At 60.4% G+C, this 20,970-nt stretch carries 22 protein-coding genes; 10 read left to right on the forward strand and 12 right to left on the reverse strand.

Features of this window, described 5'->3' with window-relative positions; genetic code table 11:
• From SOP85_RS13960 to puuE, 7 genes are all read right to left on the reverse strand, one after another.
• Positions 1–786: an outer membrane protein OmpK gene (locus SOP85_RS13960; protein WP_274075364.1), complete on the reverse strand. Its 786-nt coding sequence runs from the start codon at positions 784–786 to the stop codon at positions 1–3.
• 157 nt (positions 787–943) lie between these two features.
• Entirely contained in the window at positions 944–2,296 is a 1,353-nt protein-coding gene (locus tag SOP85_RS13965) for a nucleobase:cation symporter-2 family protein (RefSeq protein ID WP_323609180.1), read from the reverse strand.
• A 119-nt stretch (positions 2,297–2,415) separates the two neighbouring features.
• Positions 2,416–3,720, reverse strand: coding sequence for a urate hydroxylase PuuD (locus SOP85_RS13970; RefSeq protein ID WP_274075362.1), 1,305 nt, complete (start codon positions 3,718–3,720; stop codon positions 2,416–2,418).
• A gap of 51 nt (positions 3,721–3,771) precedes the next feature.
• Positions 3,772–4,275 carry an ureidoglycolate lyase gene (locus tag SOP85_RS13975; RefSeq protein WP_007960046.1) on the reverse strand — a complete coding sequence of 168 codons (504 nt, stop codon included), beginning with the start codon at positions 4,273–4,275 and terminating at the stop codon, positions 3,772–3,774.
• A 121-nt stretch (positions 4,276–4,396) separates the two neighbouring features.
• Positions 4,397–5,392 (reverse strand): allantoicase, encoded by a 996-nt coding sequence (gene alc / locus SOP85_RS13980; RefSeq protein WP_274075361.1) that lies wholly within the window; start codon positions 5,390–5,392, stop codon positions 4,397–4,399.
• Positions 5,393–5,480: 88 nt separating this feature from the next.
• The gene (uraD, locus tag SOP85_RS13985) at positions 5,481–5,996 is read right to left on the reverse strand and encodes a 2-oxo-4-hydroxy-4-carboxy-5-ureidoimidazoline decarboxylase (protein WP_274075360.1); all 516 of its coding nucleotides are present in this window, start codon (positions 5,994–5,996) and stop codon (positions 5,481–5,483) included.
• Positions 5,993–6,919 carry an allantoinase PuuE gene (gene puuE / locus SOP85_RS13990; protein ID WP_323627259.1) on the reverse strand — a complete coding sequence of 309 codons (927 nt, stop codon included), beginning with the start codon at positions 6,917–6,919 and terminating at the stop codon, positions 5,993–5,995. Before puuE ends, uraD begins: the two co-directional genes overlap by 4 nt.
• A gap of 443 nt (positions 6,920–7,362) precedes the next feature.
• Between puuE and uraH the strand changes: the two genes are divergently transcribed.
• The 3 genes from uraH (at position 7,363) to SOP85_RS14005 (ending at position 9,229) form a co-directional block, all read left to right on the forward strand.
• Positions 7,363–7,716, forward strand: coding sequence for a hydroxyisourate hydrolase (gene uraH, locus SOP85_RS13995; protein WP_323627260.1), 354 nt, complete (start codon positions 7,363–7,365; stop codon positions 7,714–7,716).
• Positions 7,717–7,982: 266 nt separating this feature from the next.
• Positions 7,983–8,849 (forward strand): transcriptional regulator HexR, encoded by an 867-nt coding sequence (gene hexR, locus SOP85_RS14000; RefSeq protein ID WP_008056956.1) that lies wholly within the window; start codon positions 7,983–7,985, stop codon positions 8,847–8,849.
• Between the two features lie 170 nt (positions 8,850–9,019).
• Entirely contained in the window at positions 9,020–9,229 is a 210-nt protein-coding gene (locus SOP85_RS14005; RefSeq protein WP_274074609.1) for a PA3496 family putative envelope integrity protein, read from the forward strand.
• Here SOP85_RS14005 and SOP85_RS14010 read toward each other — a convergent pair.
• Positions 9,171–10,133 carry a LysR family transcriptional regulator gene (locus SOP85_RS14010; protein ID WP_274074610.1) on the reverse strand — a complete coding sequence of 321 codons (963 nt, stop codon included), beginning with the start codon at positions 10,131–10,133 and terminating at the stop codon, positions 9,171–9,173. The two genes, SOP85_RS14005 and SOP85_RS14010, sit on opposite strands and share 59 nt — an antisense overlap.
• A 188-nt stretch (positions 10,134–10,321) precedes the next feature.
• Here SOP85_RS14010 and SOP85_RS14015 point away from each other — a divergent pair, with 188 nt between their 5' ends.
• The 3 genes from SOP85_RS14015 to SOP85_RS14025 all read left to right on the forward strand — a co-directional run bounded on the left by SOP85_RS14015 (position 10,322) and on the right by SOP85_RS14025 (position 14,902).
• Positions 10,322–11,737 (forward strand): acetyl-CoA carboxylase biotin carboxylase subunit, encoded by a 1,416-nt coding sequence (locus SOP85_RS14015; RefSeq protein WP_046817975.1) that lies wholly within the window; start codon positions 10,322–10,324, stop codon positions 11,735–11,737.
• A gap of 100 nt (positions 11,738–11,837) precedes the next feature.
• Positions 11,838–13,646: a sodium-extruding oxaloacetate decarboxylase subunit alpha gene (gene oadA, locus SOP85_RS14020; RefSeq protein WP_323627261.1), complete on the forward strand. Its 1,809-nt coding sequence runs from the start codon at positions 11,838–11,840 to the stop codon at positions 13,644–13,646.
• A gap of 197 nt (positions 13,647–13,843) precedes the next feature.
• Positions 13,844–14,902: an AI-2E family transporter gene (locus SOP85_RS14025; RefSeq protein ID WP_274074612.1), complete on the forward strand. Its 1,059-nt coding sequence runs from the start codon at positions 13,844–13,846 to the stop codon at positions 14,900–14,902.
• Here SOP85_RS14025 and SOP85_RS14030 read toward each other — a convergent pair.
• The 3 genes from SOP85_RS14030 to SOP85_RS14040 form a co-directional block, all read right to left on the reverse strand.
• Positions 14,899–15,090 carry a hypothetical protein gene (locus SOP85_RS14030; RefSeq protein ID WP_323609195.1) on the reverse strand — a complete coding sequence of 64 codons (192 nt, stop codon included), beginning with the start codon at positions 15,088–15,090 and terminating at the stop codon, positions 14,899–14,901. The two genes, SOP85_RS14025 and SOP85_RS14030, sit on opposite strands and share 4 nt — an antisense overlap.
• A gap of 115 nt (positions 15,091–15,205) precedes the next feature.
• Positions 15,206–15,400 (reverse strand): hypothetical protein, encoded by a 195-nt coding sequence (locus tag SOP85_RS14035; protein ID WP_274074613.1) that lies wholly within the window; start codon positions 15,398–15,400, stop codon positions 15,206–15,208.
• 211 nt (positions 15,401–15,611) lie between these two features.
• A complete protein-coding gene (locus tag SOP85_RS14040; RefSeq protein ID WP_274074614.1) occupies positions 15,612–15,998 on the reverse strand; it encodes a hypothetical protein in 387 nt (128 codons plus the stop codon).
• 244 nt (positions 15,999–16,242) lie between these two features.
• Between SOP85_RS14040 and SOP85_RS14045 the strand changes: the two genes are divergently transcribed.
• Entirely contained in the window at positions 16,243–17,070 is an 828-nt protein-coding gene (locus SOP85_RS14045; RefSeq protein ID WP_323627262.1) for a shikimate 5-dehydrogenase, read from the forward strand.
• A 9-nt stretch (positions 17,071–17,079) separates the two neighbouring features.
• Here the strand turns inward: SOP85_RS14045 and SOP85_RS14050 are convergent, their stop codons facing one another.
• Entirely contained in the window at positions 17,080–17,727 is a 648-nt protein-coding gene (locus SOP85_RS14050) for a YceH family protein (RefSeq protein WP_323627263.1), read from the reverse strand.
• Between the two features lie 172 nt (positions 17,728–17,899).
• Between SOP85_RS14050 and SOP85_RS14055 the strand changes: the two genes are divergently transcribed.
• The 3 genes from SOP85_RS14055 to SOP85_RS14065 all read left to right on the forward strand — a co-directional run bounded on the left by SOP85_RS14055 (position 17,900) and on the right by SOP85_RS14065 (position 20,849).
• Complete coding sequence (locus SOP85_RS14055; RefSeq protein ID WP_323627264.1) at positions 17,900–19,072, forward strand: acyl-CoA dehydrogenase family protein; 1,173 nt, start codon at positions 17,900–17,902, stop codon at positions 19,070–19,072.
• The gene (locus SOP85_RS14060) at positions 19,069–20,262 is read left to right on the forward strand and encodes an acyl-CoA dehydrogenase family protein (RefSeq protein ID WP_323627265.1); all 1,194 of its coding nucleotides are present in this window, start codon (positions 19,069–19,071) and stop codon (positions 20,260–20,262) included. The genes SOP85_RS14055 and SOP85_RS14060 overlap by 4 nt, the downstream gene beginning before the upstream one ends.
• A gap of 77 nt (positions 20,263–20,339) precedes the next feature.
• Entirely contained in the window at positions 20,340–20,849 is a 510-nt protein-coding gene (locus SOP85_RS14065; RefSeq protein WP_323609194.1) for a DUF1993 domain-containing protein, read from the forward strand.
• The last annotated feature ends 121 nt before the right edge of the window (positions 20,850–20,970 follow it).

Consider the following 20,970-nt stretch of genomic DNA (forward strand, 5'->3'; position numbering starts at 1 on the left):
TTAGAAATGCACCTTCACCAGCAGGCTGGTGGTGTTTTCATTGGTGTCGAGGTTGCCGTTGTTTTCGATGCCGTACTTGTCTTTCCAATAGCTGTATTCGACGCCGACGTACACCTGTTTTTCCCGCCAGCCAAGGGTTTTGCCCAGGTCGTACTTGATCTGCGGGTTGAAGTGCACGTTGGCGTGATAGGTGCCGTGGGCGTTCTGGTCGTTGTCCACCACCCAGTCCAGGTAACCGTCGATCAACAGGCTCGAATTGCCCAATGGAACGGTGTAGGACCAAGCTGGTGAGATCTGCCAGACATCGTCGCCGGGGCGCGAGCCTTCGGTCTGGCGGTTATAGAAGTTCAGGGTGAAATAGTTGAAACCCGGTATCGCGAGGTCGAAACCGGGGCCGATCAGGTAGGCCTCGGTGTCGTCTTCGCCGTTCTCGTAGGTCATGGCCAGCAGCACGTCCTTGATCGGGCCGAATTCGAAACGGCGGTCGAGGATCTTGCCCAGGGAGAGGCGCGGGCTGAACTCGCCGTAATAGGCGTGAACGCCTTTGTTGCGGTCTTGCTCGCCGTTGTAGTAGGTGCTGTCAATGAACATGAAGTTGTCGCCGTACTTCCAGCGGTCGGCGTGCTCGAACGTCACCGTCTGCTGGATCGACGGGTTGACCGCGAAATCCTTGCCGTACAGATAGCTCAGGCTGTTGGTTTGCCACAGCAGCAAATCGCCGGCCATGGCTTGAGTGGCGGCCAGGAGACCGCCCGCCAACAACAGGTTTGTCTGGGTACGAATCATCTGTTGCTCCCTCTTGTTCTTATTTTCAAGGCGCAGAAACACCCTACCTGTAGGAGCTGGCTTGCCAGCGAAGAGGTCATAAGATCCAACATCAATCTCGCCTGACACTCCGCTTTCGCCGGCAAGCCGGCTCCTACAGGGGGTGTGTGCTTCTGACTTAGTGGGCGTGGCAGTCGTTGATGGCCGCGCGTTCGGCGCCGCCAAGGATGTTGAACAGCAGGTTCAGCGTCAGGGCACTGAGCGTGGCCATGGCGATGCCGCTGTGGGTGATCGGGCTCATCCACAGGGGCAGGTGGGCGAAGAATTCCGGACGCACCACCGGGATCAGGCCCATGCCGATGCTCACCGCCACCAGCAACTGGTTGCGTCGGTCACCGATGTCGGCTTCCTGCAGGATCTTGATCCCGGTGGCGGCAACCATGCCGAACATCGCGATCGCCGCGCCGCCCAGTACTGCCGGAGGAATCGAGGCCACCAGGAACGCGGCCTTGGGCAGCAGGCTCAGGACGATCAGCAAGCCGCCGGCGACGATGGTCACCGAGCGGCAACGCACGCCGGTCATCTGCACCAGGCCGATGTTTTGCGCAAAGGAGGAGTGGGTGAAGGTGTTGAAGAAGCCGGCGAAGAACGAGGCGCCGGCGTCGCACAGCAGGCCGCGGCGCAACATGCGTGGGCAGACTTCCTGGCCGGTGATCTTGCCCAGGGCGAGGAACATCCCGGTGGATTCGACGAAAATGATCACCACCACCAGGCACATCGACAGGATCGGCGCGAGCTCGAATTTCGGCATGCCGAAGTGCAGCGGGGTGACGAATTGCAGCCATGGTGCCTGGGCCATGCCGCTGAGGTCGACCATGCCCAGCACGCCACAGAGCACGTAGCCCAGGCACATGCCGATCAGTACGGAAATATTCACCCAGAAACCGCGCATGAAGCGGTGCACCAGCAGGATGGTGCCCAGCACCAGCGCGGCGATGGTCAGGTAGATCGGTGAACCGAATTGAGCGGCATCGGCGCCGCCGCCGGCCCAGTTAACGGCCACGGGGAACAGCGACAAACCGATCGAGGTGATGACCGTGCCGGTCACCAGAGGAGGGAAGAAGCGCACGACCTTGGACATGAACGGCGCAATGAGCATACCGAAGAACCCGGCGGCGATGGTCGCGCCGAAGATCCCCTGCAGGCCGATACCGGGCATGCCGGCCATGGCGACCATGCTGCCGACGGCGGCGAAACTGGCGCCCATCATCACCGGCATGCGAATGCCCATGGGGCCGATACCGAGTGACTGGACGATGGTGGCGATGCCGGCGACCAGCAGGTCGGCGTTGATCAGGAAGGCGATTTCTTCACGACTCAGGCCAGCGGCCTGTCCGATGATCAGCGGCACCGCGATGGCGCCACCGTACATCAGCAGAACATGTTGCAAACCGACCAGGATCAGTTGCAAGAGGGGCAAACGCTGAATGGCGGGTGCGTCGGGGATGCGTGCTGGGGAGAGCTCGGACATGCAACACCTCGGATCATTTTTATTCTTGTGATTTTGTGCATCAGGTGGACCGCGTTGCGGCCAATCGCTGGCAAGCCAGCTCCTGTAGGAGCTGGCTTGCCAGCGAAGCTTTTCAACGATTAATTGGTCGGGGCACCCTGCACAATCCAGGCGCCGATCAGGTCACGTTCCTGCTGGGTCATCTGGGTGATGTTGCCCAGTGGCATGATCTGGCTGGCGACGGCTTGAGCCTGGATACGCGCCGCGTTCTGGCGGATCTGCTCGGGGGTGTCGAGCATCACGCCGGCCGGGGCCGCACTGAACAGCGGGCTGGTCGGTTTGGCCGAGTGGCAAACCGCGCAACGTTCCTGAATCACGCTGTGCACCTTGTCGAAGCCCGGGCCTGCGTTGGACGCTTGCGCCGGTGCGGCTGCAGGTGCCTCGGCAGGTTTGGCTTCAGCTGGTTTCAAGCCACCGCCCACTGCAGTTTCCGGCAGCGGCTGGTACTCGATTGCGGCAGGTGCCTTGGCCACTTCAGGGGCGCTGGACATCGGCTTCGGACCGGACACATAGGCCAGGCAGATCATGCCCACCGCTGCCACTGGCAGGGTCCAGGCATATTTGTGGCTGTCGTGACGGGTGTTGAAGTAGTGACGCACCAACACCGCCAGTACCGCGATCCCGGCCAGGATCAACCAGTTGTACTGGCTGCCGTAGGTGCTCGGGAAGTGGTTGCTGATCATGATGAACAGCACCGGCAAGGTGAAGTAGTTGTTGTGACGCGAACGCAACAGGCCTTTGGCCGGCAGTGCCGGATCCGGCGTGCGGTTCTCGGCGATGGCCGCCACCAGTGCACGTTGCGCCGGCATGATGATGCGGAACACGTTGCCGACCATGATGGTGCCGATGATCGCGCCGACGTGCAGGTACGCACCACGACCGCTGAACACCTTGCTGAAGCCATAGGCCGCGCCGATGATCAGCACGAACAGGATGAAACCCAGCAGGGCAGGGCGTTTGCCCAGGGCCGAGTCGCAGAGGAAGGAGTAGATGAACCAGCCGATGAACAGCGAGCCGATACCGATGGCCACGCCTTCAGGACCGCTCAGGGTGCTGCCCGGAGCCAGCAGGTAGAGCGTCGGGTTGGAGTAGAACACCACGCACAGCAGCGCGATCCCCGACATCCAGGTGAAGTAGGCTTCCCATTTGAACCAGTGCAGGTTGTCCGGCATGGTCGGTGGAGCCAGCTTGTATTTTTCCAGGTGGTAGATACCGCCGCCGTGGATCGCCCACAAATCACCGGCCAGACCACTTTTCGGGTTGACCCGATTGAGGTTGTTTTCCAGCCAGACGAAGTAGAACGATGCGCCGATCCAGGCCACGCCAGTAATCATGTGAACCCAGCGCACGCTCAGGTTCAGCCATTCCAACAGATGTGCTTCCACAGTCTTTACCTCTCGCCTGTCACTCTTGTTGTCGAGTGATCAGACCTTCTCTTATTGGTGGGGGGCGAGGATCAAACGCTCATCCTCTTTGAAAAAATGCTCATCGCAGTTATTGCCTGTGCCACTGCGATCAACCACCAGGAAGTCATCCCGCTTTTCGATCGTCAGCACCGGGTGGTGCCAAACGCCGCGATGGTAATTGATGCCCTGCCTGCCGTTGGTGACGAAGGCGCGGACCAAGCCTGATACAGGTTCATCGCCAAGTGGCGCGACCACGATCAGAAAGGGGTTGCCGAGCAGCGGAATGAAGGCCTGGCTGCCCAGCGGATGACGCTCCAGCATGCTCACGGTCAAAGGCATGTCCTGCGCGTCGGCGCGGAAGATGCTGATGATCGCGTTGTCTTCTGGCGTGGCGGTTTCCACCGTCGCCAGTTTATGGAAGCGCATGGTCGAACCGTTGTTGATCATGAAGTGATCGCTGCCGTCGGTTTCGATCACGTCACCGAAAGGGGCGAAGGCTTCTTTGGTCAGCGGTTCAATCGTCAGTGTGCGCATGCTGTTCTTCTTTTCGTTGAGTTCTGTGTTGTTGGTTCTGACGCCTTCGCGAGCAAGCCCGCTCCCACATCTGGAATGCATTCCCCTGTGGGAGCGGGCTTGCTCGCGAAGGGCGCGTCGCTTACTTCGCGACTTTGCCCAAAACGCGCAGGCGGCTCACACCACCATCCGGGAACACGTTCAGGCGGATGTGGGTGATCGGGCCCAGGGCCTTGATCTGCTCGGCGAAGGTGTGTTCGGCGTGCATTTCCAGCTTCTGGCTTGGCAGCAGTTCGCGCCAGAACAGCGATTGGGTTTCGATCTGGCTGTCGGTACCGCCTTTGACGAATGCGCCCTGGATCGAGCAGCTGTCCGGGTAGTTGCCCTTGAAGTGCAGGGTATCGACGACGATTTTCTCGATCTCGCCCGGGTGGCCCAGGGCGACGATCACCCAGTCATTGCCCGGGGTACGACGACGTGCGGTTTCCCAGCCGTCGCCCATGTTGATGCCACGGCCCGGGTTGAGAATGTTGCTCATGCGGCCGAAGTGTTCGTCGGAGCAGGCGAGGGCGCGGCCACCGTTGAGGGCTGCAGCCAGGTCGACTTGCTCGTTGTCGCCAACAGCCGACCAGTCGCGGAACGGAATGCCGTACACGCGCAGACGGGCAACACCACCGTCCGGGTAGATGTTGAAGCGCAGGTGGCTGAACGCCTGGTCGTTGCTGATTTCGTGGTAGTGGTGGCTGTTGCCTTGCAGTTCGACGGCGGACAGCACTTCAGTCCACTGGGTGTTTGCGTCCGGCTCGCCCGAGGCCAGGAAGCAGGCTTCCAGGGAGGCCGACGGCGGGAAGTTGCCGGTGAAGAATGAAGTGTCGATGTCCACGCCCTTGATCGAGCCAGGCACGCCCAGGCGGATCACCGCGCTGTCGTAGCCTTCGAAGCGCTTGCGGCGCGACTCCCAGCCGTCCATCCACTTGCCGTTGTCATCGAACACGCCCTCCTTCCACACGGCCGGGGTCGGTTGGAACAGACGGTTGGCGTCTGCGAACCAGTCATCGGTGACCGAGATGATCTTGGTGCCCAGACGGGCGTCGGCCAGGTTGACGAACTTCTCGAAAGGTACGGCGTAAGCTTTCATTCTTCTTGTCTGCCTTTAAATAAGTGGCTTGGGATGCTCTCAGGGCCCTGGGCGATTTGTGCGTTCAGATACGCTCGGGCCAAGGTCGCTATAGGGTCAGTAATCGGAACAGGGCGATCTTGTTGATCTGCGCCAGCGCGCACTTGAACTCGGTATCTTCCGGGTTGTGGATGCGCGTTTCGAACGCCGCGAGGATCTGATGCCGGTTGCTGCCTTTTACCGCCATGATGAAGGGAAACTTGAACTTGGCCTTGTAGGCGTCGTTCAGCTCGGTGAAGCGCTGGAACTCTTCGGCCGTGCATTGGTGAATACCGGCGCCAGCCTGTTCATTAGTGCTGGCTTCGGTGAGTTGCCCCTGGACGGCGGCTTTGCCGGCCAGGTCCGGGTGAGCGTTGATCAGGGCCAGCTGGCTGGCGTGATCGGCGCTCAACAGGATGTCGCTCATGCGCTGGTGCAGGGTTTCGATCTCGTCGATGGAAGCGTCCTGGCCCAGGTCGAAGGCCTTTTCGGCCACCCATGGCGAATGTTCGTAGATGTCGGCGAAGGCTTTGACGAAGGCGTCGCGGCTCAGGGTCGAGGGTTTCAATGTTTGAAAGGCGCTCATTTCGCGGCCCCTTGGTACGGGTGGGTTTCGTGCCAGTGGCGTGCGATGTCGACGCGACGGCTGAACCACACCTGTTCATGACTTTTAGCGTATTCGATAAAGCGCTTGAGTGAAGCCAGACGCGCCGGACGGCCGATCAGGCGGCAGTGCAGGCCGATCGACAGCATTTTCGGGGCTTCCGCGCCTTCGGCGTAGAGCACGTCGAACGCATCCTTGAGGTATTCGAAGAAATCGTCGCCCTTGTTGAAACCCTGGACCTGGGTGAAGCGCATGTCGTTGGTGTCCAGGGTGTACGGGATCACCAGGTGCGGCTTGCCGGTCGGGTTGTTCGGTTCCCAGTAGGGCAGGTCGTCGTCGTAGGTGTCGCTGTCGTAGAGGAAACCGCCTTCTTCCATCACCAGCTTGCGGGTATTCGGGCCGGTGCGGCCGGTGTACCAGCCCAGTGGGCGCTCGCCGGTGATTTCGGTGAGGATGCGTATCGCTTCGAGCATGTGCTCGCGTTCCTGGGCTTCGTCCATGTACTGGTAGTCGATCCAGCGGTAGCCGTGGCTGCAGATCTCGTGGCCGGCCTCGACCATGGCGTGGATCACGTCCGGGTGACGCTGGGCGGCCATGGCCACGGCGAACACGGTCAGCGGAATGTCGAATTCCTTGAACAGTTTCAGGACCCGCCAGACGCCAGTGCGGCTGCCATACTCGTAGAGCGATTCCATGCTCATGTTGCGCGCGCCTTGCAGCGGCTGCGCCGAGACCATTTCCGAGAGGAAGGCTTCAGATTCTTTGTCGCCGTGCAGGATGTTGCGCTCGCCACCTTCTTCGTAGTTGAGTACGAACGACAGGGCGATGCGGGCGTTGCCCGGCCAGTGTGGGTGCGGAGGGTTACTGCCGTAACCGATCAGGTCGCGAGGGTAGTCAGCGCTCACTGCAGTCTTCCTTCTTGTTCGTGTTGACAGGTGGTGTGGCGCGCCTGAGGGTGAAATGGCAGGGTGGCGTCACAGCGATGGGGTGATTGTATACAACTTTATATTCATTTTGTAAGCCTGATTTTTTGCATTTTTCATCAACGGTCATCAGTGGTGCGGATTCTGGACTGTCACCCGACCAGTGCAAGAAATTTGCCTGAGTGGTCAGCTAATGGTTCGAAAGCGGCGCAGGCGCAAGGATTGGTGGAAAATCGACGGTAAAAGCCCGTGTGGTGACGGTGTCGGACGAAATGTCGTTTTTATTGTGTACAATTTTTTTGAAAAATGTCTTAATCAATCGCTCGCCGCAGCTTTTCGTGCTCCGAATCGGTGCGGTCTCCTTTCAACTGACTTCGGGAGGCGCGAGGTCTGGCTGCTTACATGCAGGCAGGCGCGCAGAATCAATGGGACGTTTGACTACACACGTTTTGGACGCTGCACACGGGTGCCCGGGCAGCTCGATCAAGGTCGAGCTATACCGCGTTGAAGGCTCGCAGCTGGAATTGGTCGCCAGCGCAATAACCAACAGCGATGGCCGTGTCGATGCACCGCTGCTGCAGGGCGATGACTACCGCACCGGGGTCTATCAGGTGCAGTTCCATGCAGGCGACTACTACCGCGCCCGTGGCGTCCAGTTGCCGGAGCCTGCTTTCCTGGATGTGGTGGTGCTGCGTTTTGGCATCTCTGCCGTGCAGGATCACTACCATGTGCCGCTGCTCATTTCGCCCTACAGTTATTCAACGTACCGAGGAAGCTGATCCCCCAAGCGGCTTCCTCCACTTAGAAGCGACTGCGCATATAGCTTCTTTGGTCTTTCGCCCGCTCACACTGCGGGCTTTTTTTTCGCAAAAAATCCTTGGCGGCAAAGGCCGGATTTACTGCTACATAAGGCTCATACCGCTAAAACAGGGTGTGACAAAGACAATTCAGTTACTTATTCAGCAGGCAAAAAGACGATTCATGTAGTATAACTACAAGCGTGCTACATCCCCGGCGCCTGCCAAATAAAAAAGAGTCCAGCCCTTTGAATCTGCTGCAACACATCGCCCAGTCTCGCCACCTGTTACGCAAGTCGGAACTCAAGGTCGCCGATCACGTTTTGCTCGATCCTGCGGCCGTGATGCACAGTTCCATGGCCGACCTGGCCCACAGCGTGGGTATCAGTGAGCCGACCATCGTGCGCTTTTGCCGCGCCATCGGTTGCTCGGGTTTCCAGGACTTGAAACTCAAGCTGGCCCAGAGCCTGGCGGCAGGGGCGAGTTTCGGGCAGTTCGCGATCCATGAGGACGACTCGGTCGCCGACTACAGCCTGAAGATTTTCGACACCACCCTGCACACGCTGATGGAAGTCCGGGAAAAGCTCGATCCGCTGGAATTGCAGCGGGCGGTGACGCTCATGTCCCAGGCCCAGCGCGTCGAGTTCTATGGTTTCGGCGCCTCCGGGGCGGTGGCGGCGGATGCGCAGCACAAGTTTTTCCGTTTGCTGCTGACAGCGGCGGCGTATTCCGATCCGCACATGCAGGCGATGTCGGCGGTTACCCTCAAGCCAAGTGACGTGGCAATCTGCATTTCCCAGTCCGGGCGCTCCAAGGATTTGCTGATCACCGCGAACCTGGTGCGGGAGAGCGGCGCCTCGTTGATCACCTTGTGCCCGAGCCAGACGCCTTTGGCCGAGTTGTCGACCGTCAACCTGGCCATCGATGTTCACGAAGACACCGAAATCTACACGCCGCTGACCTCGCGTATCGCCCACCTGGTGGTGATCGATGTGTTGGCCATGGGCGTGGCCATGGCCCGCGGGCCGAGCCTGGTCAACCACCTCAAGAGCGTCAAGCGCAGCCTGCGCAGCTTGCGCCTTTCACCCAAGTCGGTGAAGGCGCTGGACGACTAAGATCAAATGATCGCAGCCTGCGGCAGCTCCTACAGGTGGTCACAAATCTCTGTAGGAGCTGCCGCAGGCTGCGATCTTTTGAATTTCATGTTCCTGTAACCCGCCCGCCGCCAAACCGTCATCCCTCGCGCCTATCTTGAAACTCCCGTACTCGACTTGGGAGACTCGAAATGGCCCAGCCCTACGAAGAACGCAACAGCGCCGTCAAAACCCGTCGTCAGCAGGAAGACCAGCGCCGCATGGCGTTCCGCCGTGCTATCGAAGATCGCTGCGAACAGCGCCAGCTTCTCGCCGAGATTGCCGATTTTGCTGAACTGGAACTCAATTACTGGCAGGCGGCGCCGACAACTTCCCGTCGAAGCGCTCAACCAGCGCGCTGATCTGAATCCTTTCGCTACGAATGAACGCAAGGAAAGCGTGAGCCACCGGTGACAGGCGTTTGGCCTTGGCCTGTACCAGGCACCAGCTGCGGTAGAGCGGCAGTTCCTCGATCGGCAACTCGATCAGGCCGCCGGTGGCCAACTCAAGGTTCAGGGCGTGGCGCGTCAACAGTGCCACGCCCAGACCCGCCAGCACGCATTCACGCTGGGCTTCGGCTGAAGAAACCTCCTGGGTCTGGTTGAAGTGCACGCGCTTTTCCTTGAAGTATTCCTCGCAGGCCATTCGCGTTCCCGACCCGACCTCGCGCATCAGCAGGGTGTAAGGCTCAAGATCCTGCAGGCGCAATGGCCCCAGGTGGCACAGTGGGTGGTCCGGCGGTGCGACCGCAACGATCGGGTTGTTCAGGAACGGCAGGAACTCCAACCCCATGTCCTGCGGTACCATGGACATGATCACCAGGTCGTCGCGGTTGTCCGACAGCCGCCGGATCACCTGGGCGCGATTGACCACCGTCAGTTGCAGGTTTACTTCCGGGTGCTGGCGCTTGAAGGCGGCAAACAGGTGCGGTACGAAATACTTGGCGCTGGATTCCACCGCCAGTTTCAGTTGGCCTTGCAGCGAGCCCTGCATGTCCGACAGTTGCATGTCGAGGTTTTCCAGGCGGCCGAAGATGTCCCGGCTTGCACGTTGCAAGGCTTCCGCCGCTTCGGTCATGTAGAGTTTCTTGCCGACATAATCGAACAGCGGCTGGCCCACCAGCTCTTCAAGTTGACGAATCTGCAGGCTGACGGCTGGTTGCGTGAGTGACATTTCGTCGGCTGCGCGGCTGTAGGACCTCAGGTCGCAGACCTCGTTGAAGATTTGCAACTGACGCAATGTCATACGCATCAAGGACTTACGCATTTCTTGCACACTCTGGCCACTGGCGAATGTGTCAACTATAAGTCTTTACTTATGCATGACCCAATAATTATTCATTTTTGTTAATCCCTTGTGAGCGCTAGTGTGGCGTTGCGACCAAACTGAAACATTTGGTCACGCGTCGACCTGTCAACAGGTCGTGGGTACCACCGGATCAAGGGAAACTCCAAGTGATAAAAAAGATCCTGATCGCCAACCGTGGTGAGATTGCCGTACGAATCGTACGCGCTTGTGCCGAAATGGGCATTCGCTCGGTCGCGATCTATTCCGACGCCGATCGCCATGCCCTGCATGTCAAGCGTGCGGATGAGGCCCACAGTATTGGTGCCGAGCCACTGGCCGGTTACCTCAACCCGCGCAAGCTGGTGAACCTGGCTGTGGAAACCGGTTGCGATGCCTTGCACCCAGGCTACGGTTTCCTCTCGGAAAACGCCGAACTGGCAGACATCTGCGCCGAACGCGGGATCAAGTTCATCGGTCCATCGGCTGAAGTCATTCGCCGCATGGGTGACAAGACCGAAGCCCGCCGCAGCATGATCAAGGCAGGTGTTCCGGTCACGCCGGGTACCGAAGGCAACGTCGCTGGTATTGAAGAAGCCCTGACCGAAGGCGACCGCATCGGTTACCCGGTGATGCTCAAGGCCACTTCCGGTGGTGGCGGTCGCGGTATCCGTCGCTGCAACAGCCGTGAAGAACTCGAACAGGCATTCCCGCGAGTCATTTCCGAAGCCACCAAGGCGTTCGGTTCCGCGGAAGTGTTCCTGGAAAAGTGCATCGTCAATCCCAAGCACATCGAAGCGCAGATCCTCGGCGACAGCTTTGGCAACGTGGTGCACCTGTTCGAGCGTGATTGCTCGATCCAGCGCCGCAACCAGAAGCTCATCGAAATCGCCCCGAGCCCGCAACTGACCCCGGAACAGCGCGCCTACATCGGCGACCTGTCGGTGCGTGCAGCCAAGGCCGTGGGTTACGAGAACGCCGGTACCGTGGAGTTCCTGCTCGCCGAGGGCGAGGTGTACTTCATGGAAATGAACACCCGGGTGCAGGTGGAACACACCATCACCGAAGAAATCACCGGCATCGACATCGTCCGCGAGCAGATCCGCATTGCGTCCGGCCTGCCGCTCTCGGTGAAACAGGAAGACATCCAGCACCGCGGTTTCGCCCTGCAGTTCCGGATCAACGCCGAAGACCCGAAAAACAATTTCCTGCCAAGCTTCGGCAAGATCACCCGTTACTACGCACCCGGCGGTCCGGGCGTACGTACCGACACGGCGATCTACACCGGCTACACCATTCCACCGTTCTACGATTCCATGTGCCTGAAACTGGTGGTCTGGGCGCTGACCTGGGAAGAAGCGATGGACCGTGGCCTGCGCGCGCTGGACGACATGCGTGTGCAAGGCGTCAAGACCACCGCCGCCTACTACCAGGAAATCCTGCGTAACCCGGAATTCCGTAGCGGCCAGTTCAATACAAGCTTCGTCGAAAGCCACCCTGAACTGACCAACTACTCGATCAAGCGCAAACCCGAAGAGCTGGCCCTGGCCATCGCCGCCGCCATCGCCGCCCACGCAGGCCTATGAATAAGCAGCTGTAAGTAGCAAGCGGCAAGCTACAAGTAAAAGCAGATCAGCTTTTTCTTGCAGCTTGTAGCTTGAAACTTGCCGCTATGAGGAGATACCAATGTCCAAGAAGATCTTCGTTACTGACACCATCCTGCGCGACGCCCACCAATCGCTGCTCGCGACCCGCATGCGCACCGAAGACATGCTGCCGATCTGCGACAAGCTCGACAAGGTTGGCTACTGGTCGCTGGAATGCTGGGGCGGCGCGACGTTCGACGCCTGCGTACGTTTCCTCAAGGAAGATCCGTGGGAGCGTCTGCGCCAGCTGCGCGCCGCGTTGCCTAACACCCGCCTGCAAATGCTCTTGCGTGGCCAGAACCTGCTGGGTTATCGCCACTACAGCGACGACGTGGTCAGGGCCTTCGTCGCCAAGGCAGCGGTCAACGGCATCGACGTGTTCCGCATCTTCGACGCCATGAACGACGTGCGTAACCTGCGCGTGGCCATCGAAGCGGTGAAAGCCGCCGGCAAGCACGCCCAGGGCACCATCGCCTACACCACCAGCCCGGTGCACACCATTGACGCGTTCGTGGCGCAAGCCAAGCAAATGGAAGCCATGGGTTGCGACTCGGTGGCGATCAAGGACATGGCCGGCCTGCTGACCCCGTACGCTACCGGCGAACTGGTTCGGGCATTGAAAGCCGAACAGTCGCTGCCCGTGTTCATTCACTCCCATGACACCGCCGGCCTGGCGACCATGTGCCAGCTCAAGGCCATCGAAAACGGCGCCGACCACATCGACACCGCGATCTCCAGCTTCGCCTCGGGCACCAGCCACCCGGGCACCGAGTCGATGGTTGCTGCGCTCAAGGGCACCGAGTTCGACACCGGCCTGAACCTGGAGCTGCTGCAGGAAATCGGCCTGTACTTCTACGCCGTGCGCAAGAAGTACCACCAGTTCGAAAGCGAATTCACCGCCGTCGACACCCGCGTTCAAGTCAACCAGGTACCGGGCGGGATGATTTCCAACCTGGCCAACCAGTTGAAAGAGCAGGGCGCCCTGAACCGCATGGGTGAAGTGCTGGCAGAGATCCCGCGGGTTCGTGAAGACCTCGGCTTCCCGCCACTGGTGACCCCGACTTCGCAGATCGTCGGCACCCAGGCGTTTTTCAACGTGCTGGCCGGCGAGCGCTACAAGACCATCACCAACGAAGTGAAGCTGTACCTGCAAGGTGGTTACGGCAAGGCGCCAGCCCCGGTGAACGAGCAACTGCGTCGCCAGGCCATCGGTAGCGAAGAAGTGATCGACGTGCGTCCGGCCGACCTGCTCAAGCCGGAAATGGCCAAGCTGCGCGCCGACATCGGTGCCCTGGCCAAGTCTGAAGAAGACGTGCTGACCTACGCCATGTTCCCGGACATCGGGCGCAAGTTCCTCGAAGAGCGTGCAGCAGGCACCCTGACCCCTGAAGTGCTGCTGCCGATTCCTGAAGCCGGTGGCGTCGCCTCGGCCGGCGGTGAAGGCGTGCCGACCGAGTTCGTCATCGACGTCCACGGCGAAACCTACCGCGTCGACATCACCGGTGTTGGCGTCAAGGCCGAAGGCAAGCGCCACTTCTACCTGTCCATCGACGGCATGCCGGAAGAAGTGGTGTTCGAACCGCTCAATGAATTCGTCAGCGGCGGCAGCAGCAAACGCAAGCAGGCGTCGGCCCCGGGCCACGTCAGCACCACCATGCCAGGCAACATCGTCGATGTGCTGGTCAAGGAGGGCGACACCGTCAAGGCGGGCCAGGCTGTGCTGATCACCGAAGCGATGAAGATGGAAACCGAAGTCCAGGCAGCCATCGCCGGCAAAGTCACCGCCATCCACGTGGCCAAGGGCGACCGGGTGAACCCGGGCGAGATCCTGATCGAGATCGAAGGCTGAGTTAACAGCCGCGATACAACGCTTTAAACCTCGGGGGGGCATGTGCTCCCCTTTTTTTTTGCCTGGAATTTGACGACTGTCTCTTCGACACCTCCCTTGCCATGCTTTTTCACCAAGCGCACGGCACTCGCGCGCGCCGTAGTGGCCTAACCATCAGGGCACAACGTTGCGTGCCGGTGAACTGACATGGATCGGACATGAACGAAGAGACGCTGAAAGATAAATCGCTGGCGGTTTTGCTGGTGTTGGTGAGCATTGCGTTCATCTGGATCCTGCTACCGTTCTACGGTGCGGTGTTCTGGGCGGTGATCCTGGGGATTGTCTTTGCGCCGATGCAGCGCCGGTTGCAACTGAAGTTCGGCTGGCAGCGCAACCTGACTTCGCTGTGCACCTTGAGCATCTGTCTGGTGATCGCGATTCTGCCGGTGATCATCATCAGCATGCTGCTGGTTCAGGAAGGCGCGGCGCTGTACAAGAGCGTCGAGAGCGGTGAGCTGGACATTGCCGGCTATGTGTCGCAGTTCAAGCACAACCTGCCACCGTATTTCCAGCATTTGCTTGATCGGTTCGGCGTGGGTGAGTTGAACGGGCTGCGGGAGAAAATCGTCAAGAGCGCGATGGCCGGTGGCGAGGTGACGAATCAGGTGTTCAGTCTTGGCCAGGGCACGTTCCAGTTCATTGTCAGCTTTTTCATCATGCTCTACCTGCTGTTCTTCTTCCTGCGCGACGGGGCCGAACTTGCTCGCAAGGTGCGCATGGCCGTGCCGTTGCAGGAACACCAGAAGCGCCGTCTGCAGCTCAAGTTCAATCGCGTGGTGCGGGCCACGGTGAAGGGCAACCTGCTGGTGGCAATCACCCAGGGCGCATTGGGCGGTTTGATTTTCTGGTTCCTGGACATTCCCAGCGCACTGGTCTGGGCGGTGTTGATGGCGTTTCTGTCGTTGTTGCCGGCGATCGGGGCAGGGATTGTCTGGGCTCCCGTGGCGGCGTTTTTCCTGCTGACCGGCGAGGTCTGGCAGGGCGTGGTGCTGGGATTGTTCGGGGTGTTCGTGATTGGCCTGGTGGATAACGTGCTGCGACCGATCCTGGTGGGCAAGGACACGAAGATGCCGGACTACATGATCCTGATCTCGACCCTCGGTGGCCTGGCGCTGTTCGGTCTCAATGGATTTGTCATCGGCCCATTGATCGCGGCCCTGTTCATGTCGAGCTGGGCCATTTTCATCGAGACCAAACCGAGGGTTCAGTTGCCTTAGGCACTGAGCTTGCCTGCCTGTCCCGCGCCGATTCGCTGGGACAACGCCTGGGCGTCGGGCAGCGAGGTGAGCGGGCCGCTGATCTGTTCGCCGTCCTGGACCAGGTACCAGCAGGCGAGCAAGCCAAGCGCTCTGAGCGGTGCGGGAACGGCGCTGCCGATAACGGACATGATCTGAACCTGAGACATCATAAGGACCTCCACTAATCTGTGAAGTCACCTTACGGTCCGAGCGTCTCGAGGAACAATCAACGCTTTCAATAGTGGTCATTGATGCCAGTGAGGTCTGCCAGGCGGTTGGCGCTCAGTCGACCACCTGATCGAGCATATGCACCACTTCCTGCTCGTTGAGCAGGCCTTTGCGCACCAGGTTCTGGGTCAGCAGCGAAAGGAATTTGGCGCTGCGATGGCCTTCCAGGTGCTTGAGTTCGGTCAGGGCGTTGTAGACCTTGCTGGAGGTACACAGACCATTGATGCGGTGCGGGTTTTGTGTGGGCATGAGCTCGTCCTTGTTGTTATCGGCCGTACAGGTACGAACCCAATCTTGCCGAAATCAAGGGTCGACACTGTTCCGATAGCGACGCCTACAGGATTTTTCCAGACCTGTGACGACGAACGGTAAACTACGGACGCGAGCTTGCAGCGTTCACGTCCATCGTCGGAACGCCGCCCGGAGCAAGCTCGCTCCTACAGGTACAGGGAACCCGCGGTTACCAGCGGCCGTAACCGTGGGGAGGGCCGTAATAGCCACGAGGGGGGCCATAGTAGCCACGCGGTGGACCGTAGTAGACCGGCGCCGGGCGATAGTAGATGGGTTGCCCCACATATACCGGTGCGGGCTGGTAATAGACCGGTGGAGGAGGCGCCATGTACACCGGTTGCGGTTGAGCGTAAACCGGCTGCGCGTAGACCGGTTGCGGCGCTACATACACAGGCCGGTTGCTGTTGATGATTGCCGAGCCAACGATGGCCGAGCCGACGATCGCGCCAAACACCGCCGGTCCTTCCCAGCCACCACCGCCGCCATGCGCCTCTGCTTGCCCTGCGACAGCCAGGGCGCCGATCAGCAAGGCCACTGTGGGGATTCTACGAATCATGATGATTCCTCGGTTCTTCGACCCGGCGCTTGCGTCTGCCATAGACACAAGGAATGTCGCGGGGATACTTCTGAGACAGCTTTTTTTTGAAAATCAGCACAGCTGCCGGGTAAATTTTGTGTAAGGTCTGTGTCGGCGAACTTACGCTCGCGCGGCGTCGATCAAGGCGTGCGACCATGATTGAACAGAACCCGATGGACTGGCTAATCCCGTCCATCCGAAAGTGCAATGCAAGGAGATTCACATGCAGATGAACCCCAACAGAGACACCCAGCTGTGCATGTCCCTCTCCGGACGGCCCGGGAACTTTGGCCTGCGATTTCACAATCATCTGTATGAGCAACTGGGGCTTAATTTCTATTACAAGGCGTTCTCGAGCCAGGACCTGCCGGGCGCCGTCGGCGGCATCCGCGCCCTGGGTATTCGTGGTTGCGGCGTATCGATGCCGTTCAAGGAAGCCTGCATTGCCCTGGTCGACGAACTGGACCCTTCTGCTGCGGCCATCCAGTCGATCAATACCATCGTCAATACCGACGGCCATCTCAAGGCCTTCAACACCGACTACATCGCCATAGCCCAGTTGCTGGAGACCCACCAGGTGCCCAAGGACACCTCATTTGCCCTGCTTGGCAGTGGTGGCATGGCCAAGGCGGTGGCCAGCGCCTTGCGCGATGGCGGTTACCACAATGGCCTGATCGTGGCCCGCAACGAACGCGCCGGCCAGGCGTTGGCCAAGTCGTTGGGCTACCCCTGGCAAGCCGAGCTGGGTGACCGGCGCCCGCAAATGCTCATCAACGTCACGCCCATCGGCATGACCGGCCCGCAAGCCGATCAGCTGGCGTTCGATGCCGAGGCCATCGCAGCTGCGGATATCGTCTTCGATGTGGTTGCCGTTCCCGCGGAAACCCCGCTGATCCTGCGCGCGCGTGCCGAGGGCAAGCATGTCATCACCGGGCTCGAAGTGATTGCGATCCAGGCACTGGAGCAATTTGTGCTCTATACCGGCGTGCGCCCGACCGATGAGCAGTTTGAAAAGGCCGTGGAGTTTGCTCGCAGCAGCCTTGCCTATTGATTCAAGCTTTTACTCAAGGCGTGCCAAACGCTCTTCCAACGCGGCGATTCGCGCTTCGAGCTCTTCGATTCGCTCAACCGACACGGCGCCGCCAGCACCGCGCTCCGGCGCATTTTGCCGTGCCGCGAGAATCGCTTCGATATCCGCCGGATCACCCAGCGCGTGGGTATAACGATCTTCACGCTGGCCGGCCTGACGCGGGATCAGCACGGCCAGGCGGCGGGCAATCAGGCGTTCGAGCTGATGCACGACCTGCTCGGCATCCTCGAAATCATGCATGCGCCCGCTGCGGGTCAGCAGTTCGTTGACCGTCTGCGGCCCCCTTAAAAACAACAGCCCGGTCAGGATCACCTGCGCTGGCACCAGTTCCAGTGCCTTGTCGACCTTGTGCTCCCAGCGATCGGCACGGCTGCCCATCACCAGTCGAGTGAAGCCGCGCCCTTCGAGGGCGCGCAGGCTCTGGCCGACCTGGCCCTGGGTGAGGTTCATCACCGGCTCGCGGCTGGTTTTCTGGTTGCAGGCGATCACCAGGGCATTGAGGGTCAGGGGATAGGTTTCCGGACTGGTGGCCTGTTTTTCGATCAGGGAGCCCAGAATGCGGATTTCCGTAGTGTTGAGCCGCGGCTCGTCGAAAGTCGTCTCTTGCTCAGTGCTCATGGTTCTGCATCCTTAGCCGATTCATGTTTTTCACTTGCGTAGGCGCACTTTGACATCGCCCGTTCGGACTAGGCAAGGCTGACGATTCTGTCGCGTCCGGGCGGCGCCAAACTTCATGCTCAAAGGGGTGTTGCGCCACGCGCGCCCCGCCAAACGAGCAGAAGGCGCCGCGATGGAGTTTGCATTCAGCGACGAACAGGAAATGATCCGCGAGTCGGCCGAGGGTTTCCTCGCCGATGTATCGGATTCCGCCGCCGTGCGCGCGGCGATGGTCAGCGACCGGGGTTTCGACGAAGCCCTCTGGCAGCGGTTATGCCAGGAAATGTGCTGGCCGGCGATTCATATTCCAGAGGCCTATGGCGGCCTCGGCCTCGGTTATGTCGAATTGGCAATTCTGCTGGAGCAGATGGGCCGGCGCTTGCTGTGCTCGCCGTTTTTCGCCACCGCCTGCATGGCCACGCCGGCGCTGTTGCTGGCCGCCAATGATGAGCAGAAGCAGCGATGGTTGCCGTCGATCGCCGACGGCAGCGTGACCGCGACCCTGGCGTTCAGCAGTACCAATGGCTGGTCGGCCGACGATGTCCAGGCCACGGCAGTGGCGGAGGGTGCCGGCTTTGTTCTCGACGGCACGCTCAAGCATGTGCTGGACGGCGATGGCGCCGACCTGTTGATCATTGCCGCACGTCAGCCCGGAACCGCTGGCGTAACGGGCATCAGCCTGTTTGCCGTCAACGCCGTACGTGCGGGCATCGAACGGCAGTTGCTGCCCACCATGGACCAGACCCGGCGTCAGGCGCGGATTGAGCTCAAGGGCTTGTACCTCGAAGCGGATGAGCTGCTGGGCGAATTGGGTTATGGCTGGTCGCACCTGGAACGCGTCCTGCAACTGGCCTGCATCGGCCTGGCTGCCGAGCAGACCGGCGGCGCGCAGCAGGTGCTCGACCTCAGCGTGGCCTATATGCAGGAACGCCAGCAGTTCGGTCGCCCCATCGCCAGTTTCCAGGCGCTCAAGCACCGCGCCGCCGACATGATGCTGCAAGTCGAATGCGCACGTTCGGCCGCCTACTATGCGGCGTGCGTGGCTCAGGAAGTCCTTGATCCCCGGGGCGATGCTGAAGTGGCGGTGCAACTGCCGCTGGCGGCTGCGTTGGCCAAGGCCCAATGCTCGGAAACCTTTTTCCACTGCGCATCCGAATCGATCCAGTTGCATGGCGGCGTCGGTTTCACCTGGGAATACGACCCGCACCTCTACTTCAAGCGGGCCCGCGCCAGCGAGAGCTTTCTCGGGCTACCGGCCTGGCATCGCGAGCGCATTGCTTCGGTGATTCTGGGAGAGCAGCCATGAAAATCAATTTCAGCGAGCAGGACGAGCACTTTCGCCAGGAAGTAGCCGATTGGATGAGCAACAACCTCTGCGGCGAATTCGAGCCCCTGCGTTTTCGCGGTGGACCCGGCGATGAGCACATGTTTCCCGAAGAGCGCAAAGCCTGGGAACGTAAACTCGCCGAAGGTGGCTGGACCTGTGTCGGCTGGGCGCCGGAGCATGGCGGGCGTGGGTTGTCGATCACCCGTCAAGTGATCTTCCATGAAGAATACGCCCGCGCCGGCGGCCCGGGACGCATGGGCCATATTGGCGAAGGCCTGGCCGGACCGACCATCGCCGCTTTCGGTACGGCCGAACAGCAACGGCGTTTTCTGCCGGGGATCGTCAGCGGTACCGAGTTCTGGTGCCAAGGCTATTCAGAGCCGGGCGCCGGTTCCGACCTGGCCAACGTCAAGACCCGCGCGACGCTGGATGAGGCGACGGGGCAATGGGTGATCAACGGGCAGAAAGTCTGGACCTCCCTGGCCCATGAGTCGGACTGGTGCTTTGTCATCGCCCGCACCGAACCGGGCAGCGTTGGCCATCGCGGTTTGTCTTTCCTGCTGGTGCCGATGGACCAGGCGGCAATCACCGTGCGACCCATCGAGCAACTGACCGGCACCTCGGAGTTCAACGAAGTGTTCTTCGACGACGCCCGTACCGACGCCGCCAACATCATCGGCGCGCCAGGCGATGGCTGGAAAATCGCCATGGCGTTGCTCGGTTTCGAACGCGGTGTCTCGACCCTCGGCCAGCAGATGCAGTTCCAGAACGAACTCAACGAGATCATCGCCATCGCCAAGGCCAATGGCGCTGCCCGCGATCCCATCCTTCGCCAGCGTCTGGCCGAAGCCTGGAGCGGGCTGCGGATCATGCGCTACAACTCGCTGCGCATGCTCTCGGGTAGCCAGGACGGTTCGCTGCGCAAGGAGGCGACCATCTACAAACTGTTCTGGTCGACCTGGCACGCCAGCCTCGGCAAGTTGGCGATGGACGTGCTCGGCGCCGAGGCGGAATTGCTCGAAGCCGCGCCTTATCAACTGACCCGCCTGCAGTCGCTGTACCTGTTCAGCCGCGCCGACACCCTGTACGGCGGCAGCAACGAAATCCAGCGCAACATCATCGCCGAGCGTGCCTTGGGCATGCCCAAAGAGCCGCGCCCAGGCAAATGAAAAAGAGCCGTTCCGGGAGGGCGGCGCACGGCTATAATCGGCCCACGTTTCCCTCCTGTCACCACAAGAGACCTGTCATGACCATTTCCCTGTACGACGCTTCCGTCCCTGTTTTCCAGCAAATGCTCAACGCCCTGAGCGATGTGCTGAACAAGGCCGAAGCCCACGCTACCGCCAAGAACATCGACCCGAACGCCTTCCTGCAAGCCCGTCTGTACCCGGACATGTTCCCGCTGGTGCGTCAGGTGCAGATCGCCGTTGATTTCGCCAAGGGCGTTACTTCGCGTCTGGCCGAAGTTGAAGTGCCGAAGTACGAAGACACCGAAACCACCTTCGCCGAGCTGCAAGCGCTGATCGCCAAGGTCCTGGCCTACATCGGCGAGTTCTCGCCTGAGCAGATCAATGGCAAGGAAGGCATCGAGATCGTCACCCGTCCAGGCACGCCGAAAGAGAAGCGCTTCTCCGGCCAGGCTTACCTGCTGACCTACGGCCTGCCGCAGTTCTTCTTCCACGTCACCACCACCTACGCGCTGCTGCGTCATAACGGCGTGGAAGTGGGCAAGCGCGACTACATGGGCGCGTTCTAAACCGTCCAGGTACAAAAAAGCCCGCCCAGGTTTGCGCCTTGGCGGGCTTTTTTTGCGTTCTGCTTTCTGTAGGAGCCCGGCTTGCCGGCGAAGGCGATCTGAAGTACGCCTTCGCCGGCAA

The organism is Pseudomonas sp. YuFO20 (genome assembly GCF_035064975.1).
Lineage (GTDB): Bacteria > Pseudomonadota > Gammaproteobacteria > Pseudomonadales > Pseudomonadaceae > Aquipseudomonas > Aquipseudomonas putida_AE.

Bases quoted from the DNA above. Each gene is read 5' to 3' on its own strand.
- SOP85_RS13960 (WP_274075364.1), bottom strand. From the start codon at position 786: ATGATTCGTACCCAGACAAACCTGTTGTTGGCGGGCGGTCTCCTGGCC.
- SOP85_RS13965 (WP_323609180.1), bottom strand. From the start codon at position 2,296: ATGTCCGAGCTCTCCCCAGCACGCATCCCCGACGCACCCGCCATTCAG.
- SOP85_RS13975 (WP_007960046.1), bottom strand. From the start codon at position 4,275: ATGCGCACACTGACGATTGAACCGCTGACCAAAGAAGCCTTCGCCCCT.
- alc (WP_274075361.1), bottom strand. From the start codon at position 5,392: ATGAAAGCTTACGCCGTACCTTTCGAGAAGTTCGTCAACCTGGCCGAC.
- uraD (WP_274075360.1), bottom strand. From the start codon at position 5,996: ATGAGCGCCTTTCAAACATTGAAACCCTCGACCCTGAGCCGCGACGCC.
- uraH (WP_323627260.1), top strand. From the start codon at position 7,363: ATGGGACGTTTGACTACACACGTTTTGGACGCTGCACACGGGTGCCCG.
- SOP85_RS14005 (WP_274074609.1), top strand. From the start codon at position 9,020: ATGGCCCAGCCCTACGAAGAACGCAACAGCGCCGTCAAAACCCGTCGT.
- SOP85_RS14010 (WP_274074610.1), bottom strand. From the start codon at position 10,133: ATGCGTAAGTCCTTGATGCGTATGACATTGCGTCAGTTGCAAATCTTC.
- oadA (WP_323627261.1), top strand. From the start codon at position 11,838: ATGTCCAAGAAGATCTTCGTTACTGACACCATCCTGCGCGACGCCCAC.
- SOP85_RS14025 (WP_274074612.1), top strand. From the start codon at position 13,844: ATGAACGAAGAGACGCTGAAAGATAAATCGCTGGCGGTTTTGCTGGTG.
- SOP85_RS14030 (WP_323609195.1), bottom strand. From the start codon at position 15,090: ATGTCTCAGGTTCAGATCATGTCCGTTATCGGCAGCGCCGTTCCCGCA.
- SOP85_RS14035 (WP_274074613.1), bottom strand. From the start codon at position 15,400: ATGCCCACACAAAACCCGCACCGCATCAATGGTCTGTGTACCTCCAGC.
- SOP85_RS14040 (WP_274074614.1), bottom strand. From the start codon at position 15,998: ATGATTCGTAGAATCCCCACAGTGGCCTTGCTGATCGGCGCCCTGGCT.
- SOP85_RS14045 (WP_323627262.1), top strand. From the start codon at position 16,243: ATGCAGATGAACCCCAACAGAGACACCCAGCTGTGCATGTCCCTCTCC.
- SOP85_RS14050 (WP_323627263.1), bottom strand. From the start codon at position 17,727: ATGAGCACTGAGCAAGAGACGACTTTCGACGAGCCGCGGCTCAACACT.
- SOP85_RS14055 (WP_323627264.1), top strand. From the start codon at position 17,900: ATGGAGTTTGCATTCAGCGACGAACAGGAAATGATCCGCGAGTCGGCC.
- SOP85_RS14060 (WP_323627265.1), top strand. From the start codon at position 19,069: ATGAAAATCAATTTCAGCGAGCAGGACGAGCACTTTCGCCAGGAAGTA.
- SOP85_RS14065 (WP_323609194.1), top strand. From the start codon at position 20,340: ATGACCATTTCCCTGTACGACGCTTCCGTCCCTGTTTTCCAGCAAATG.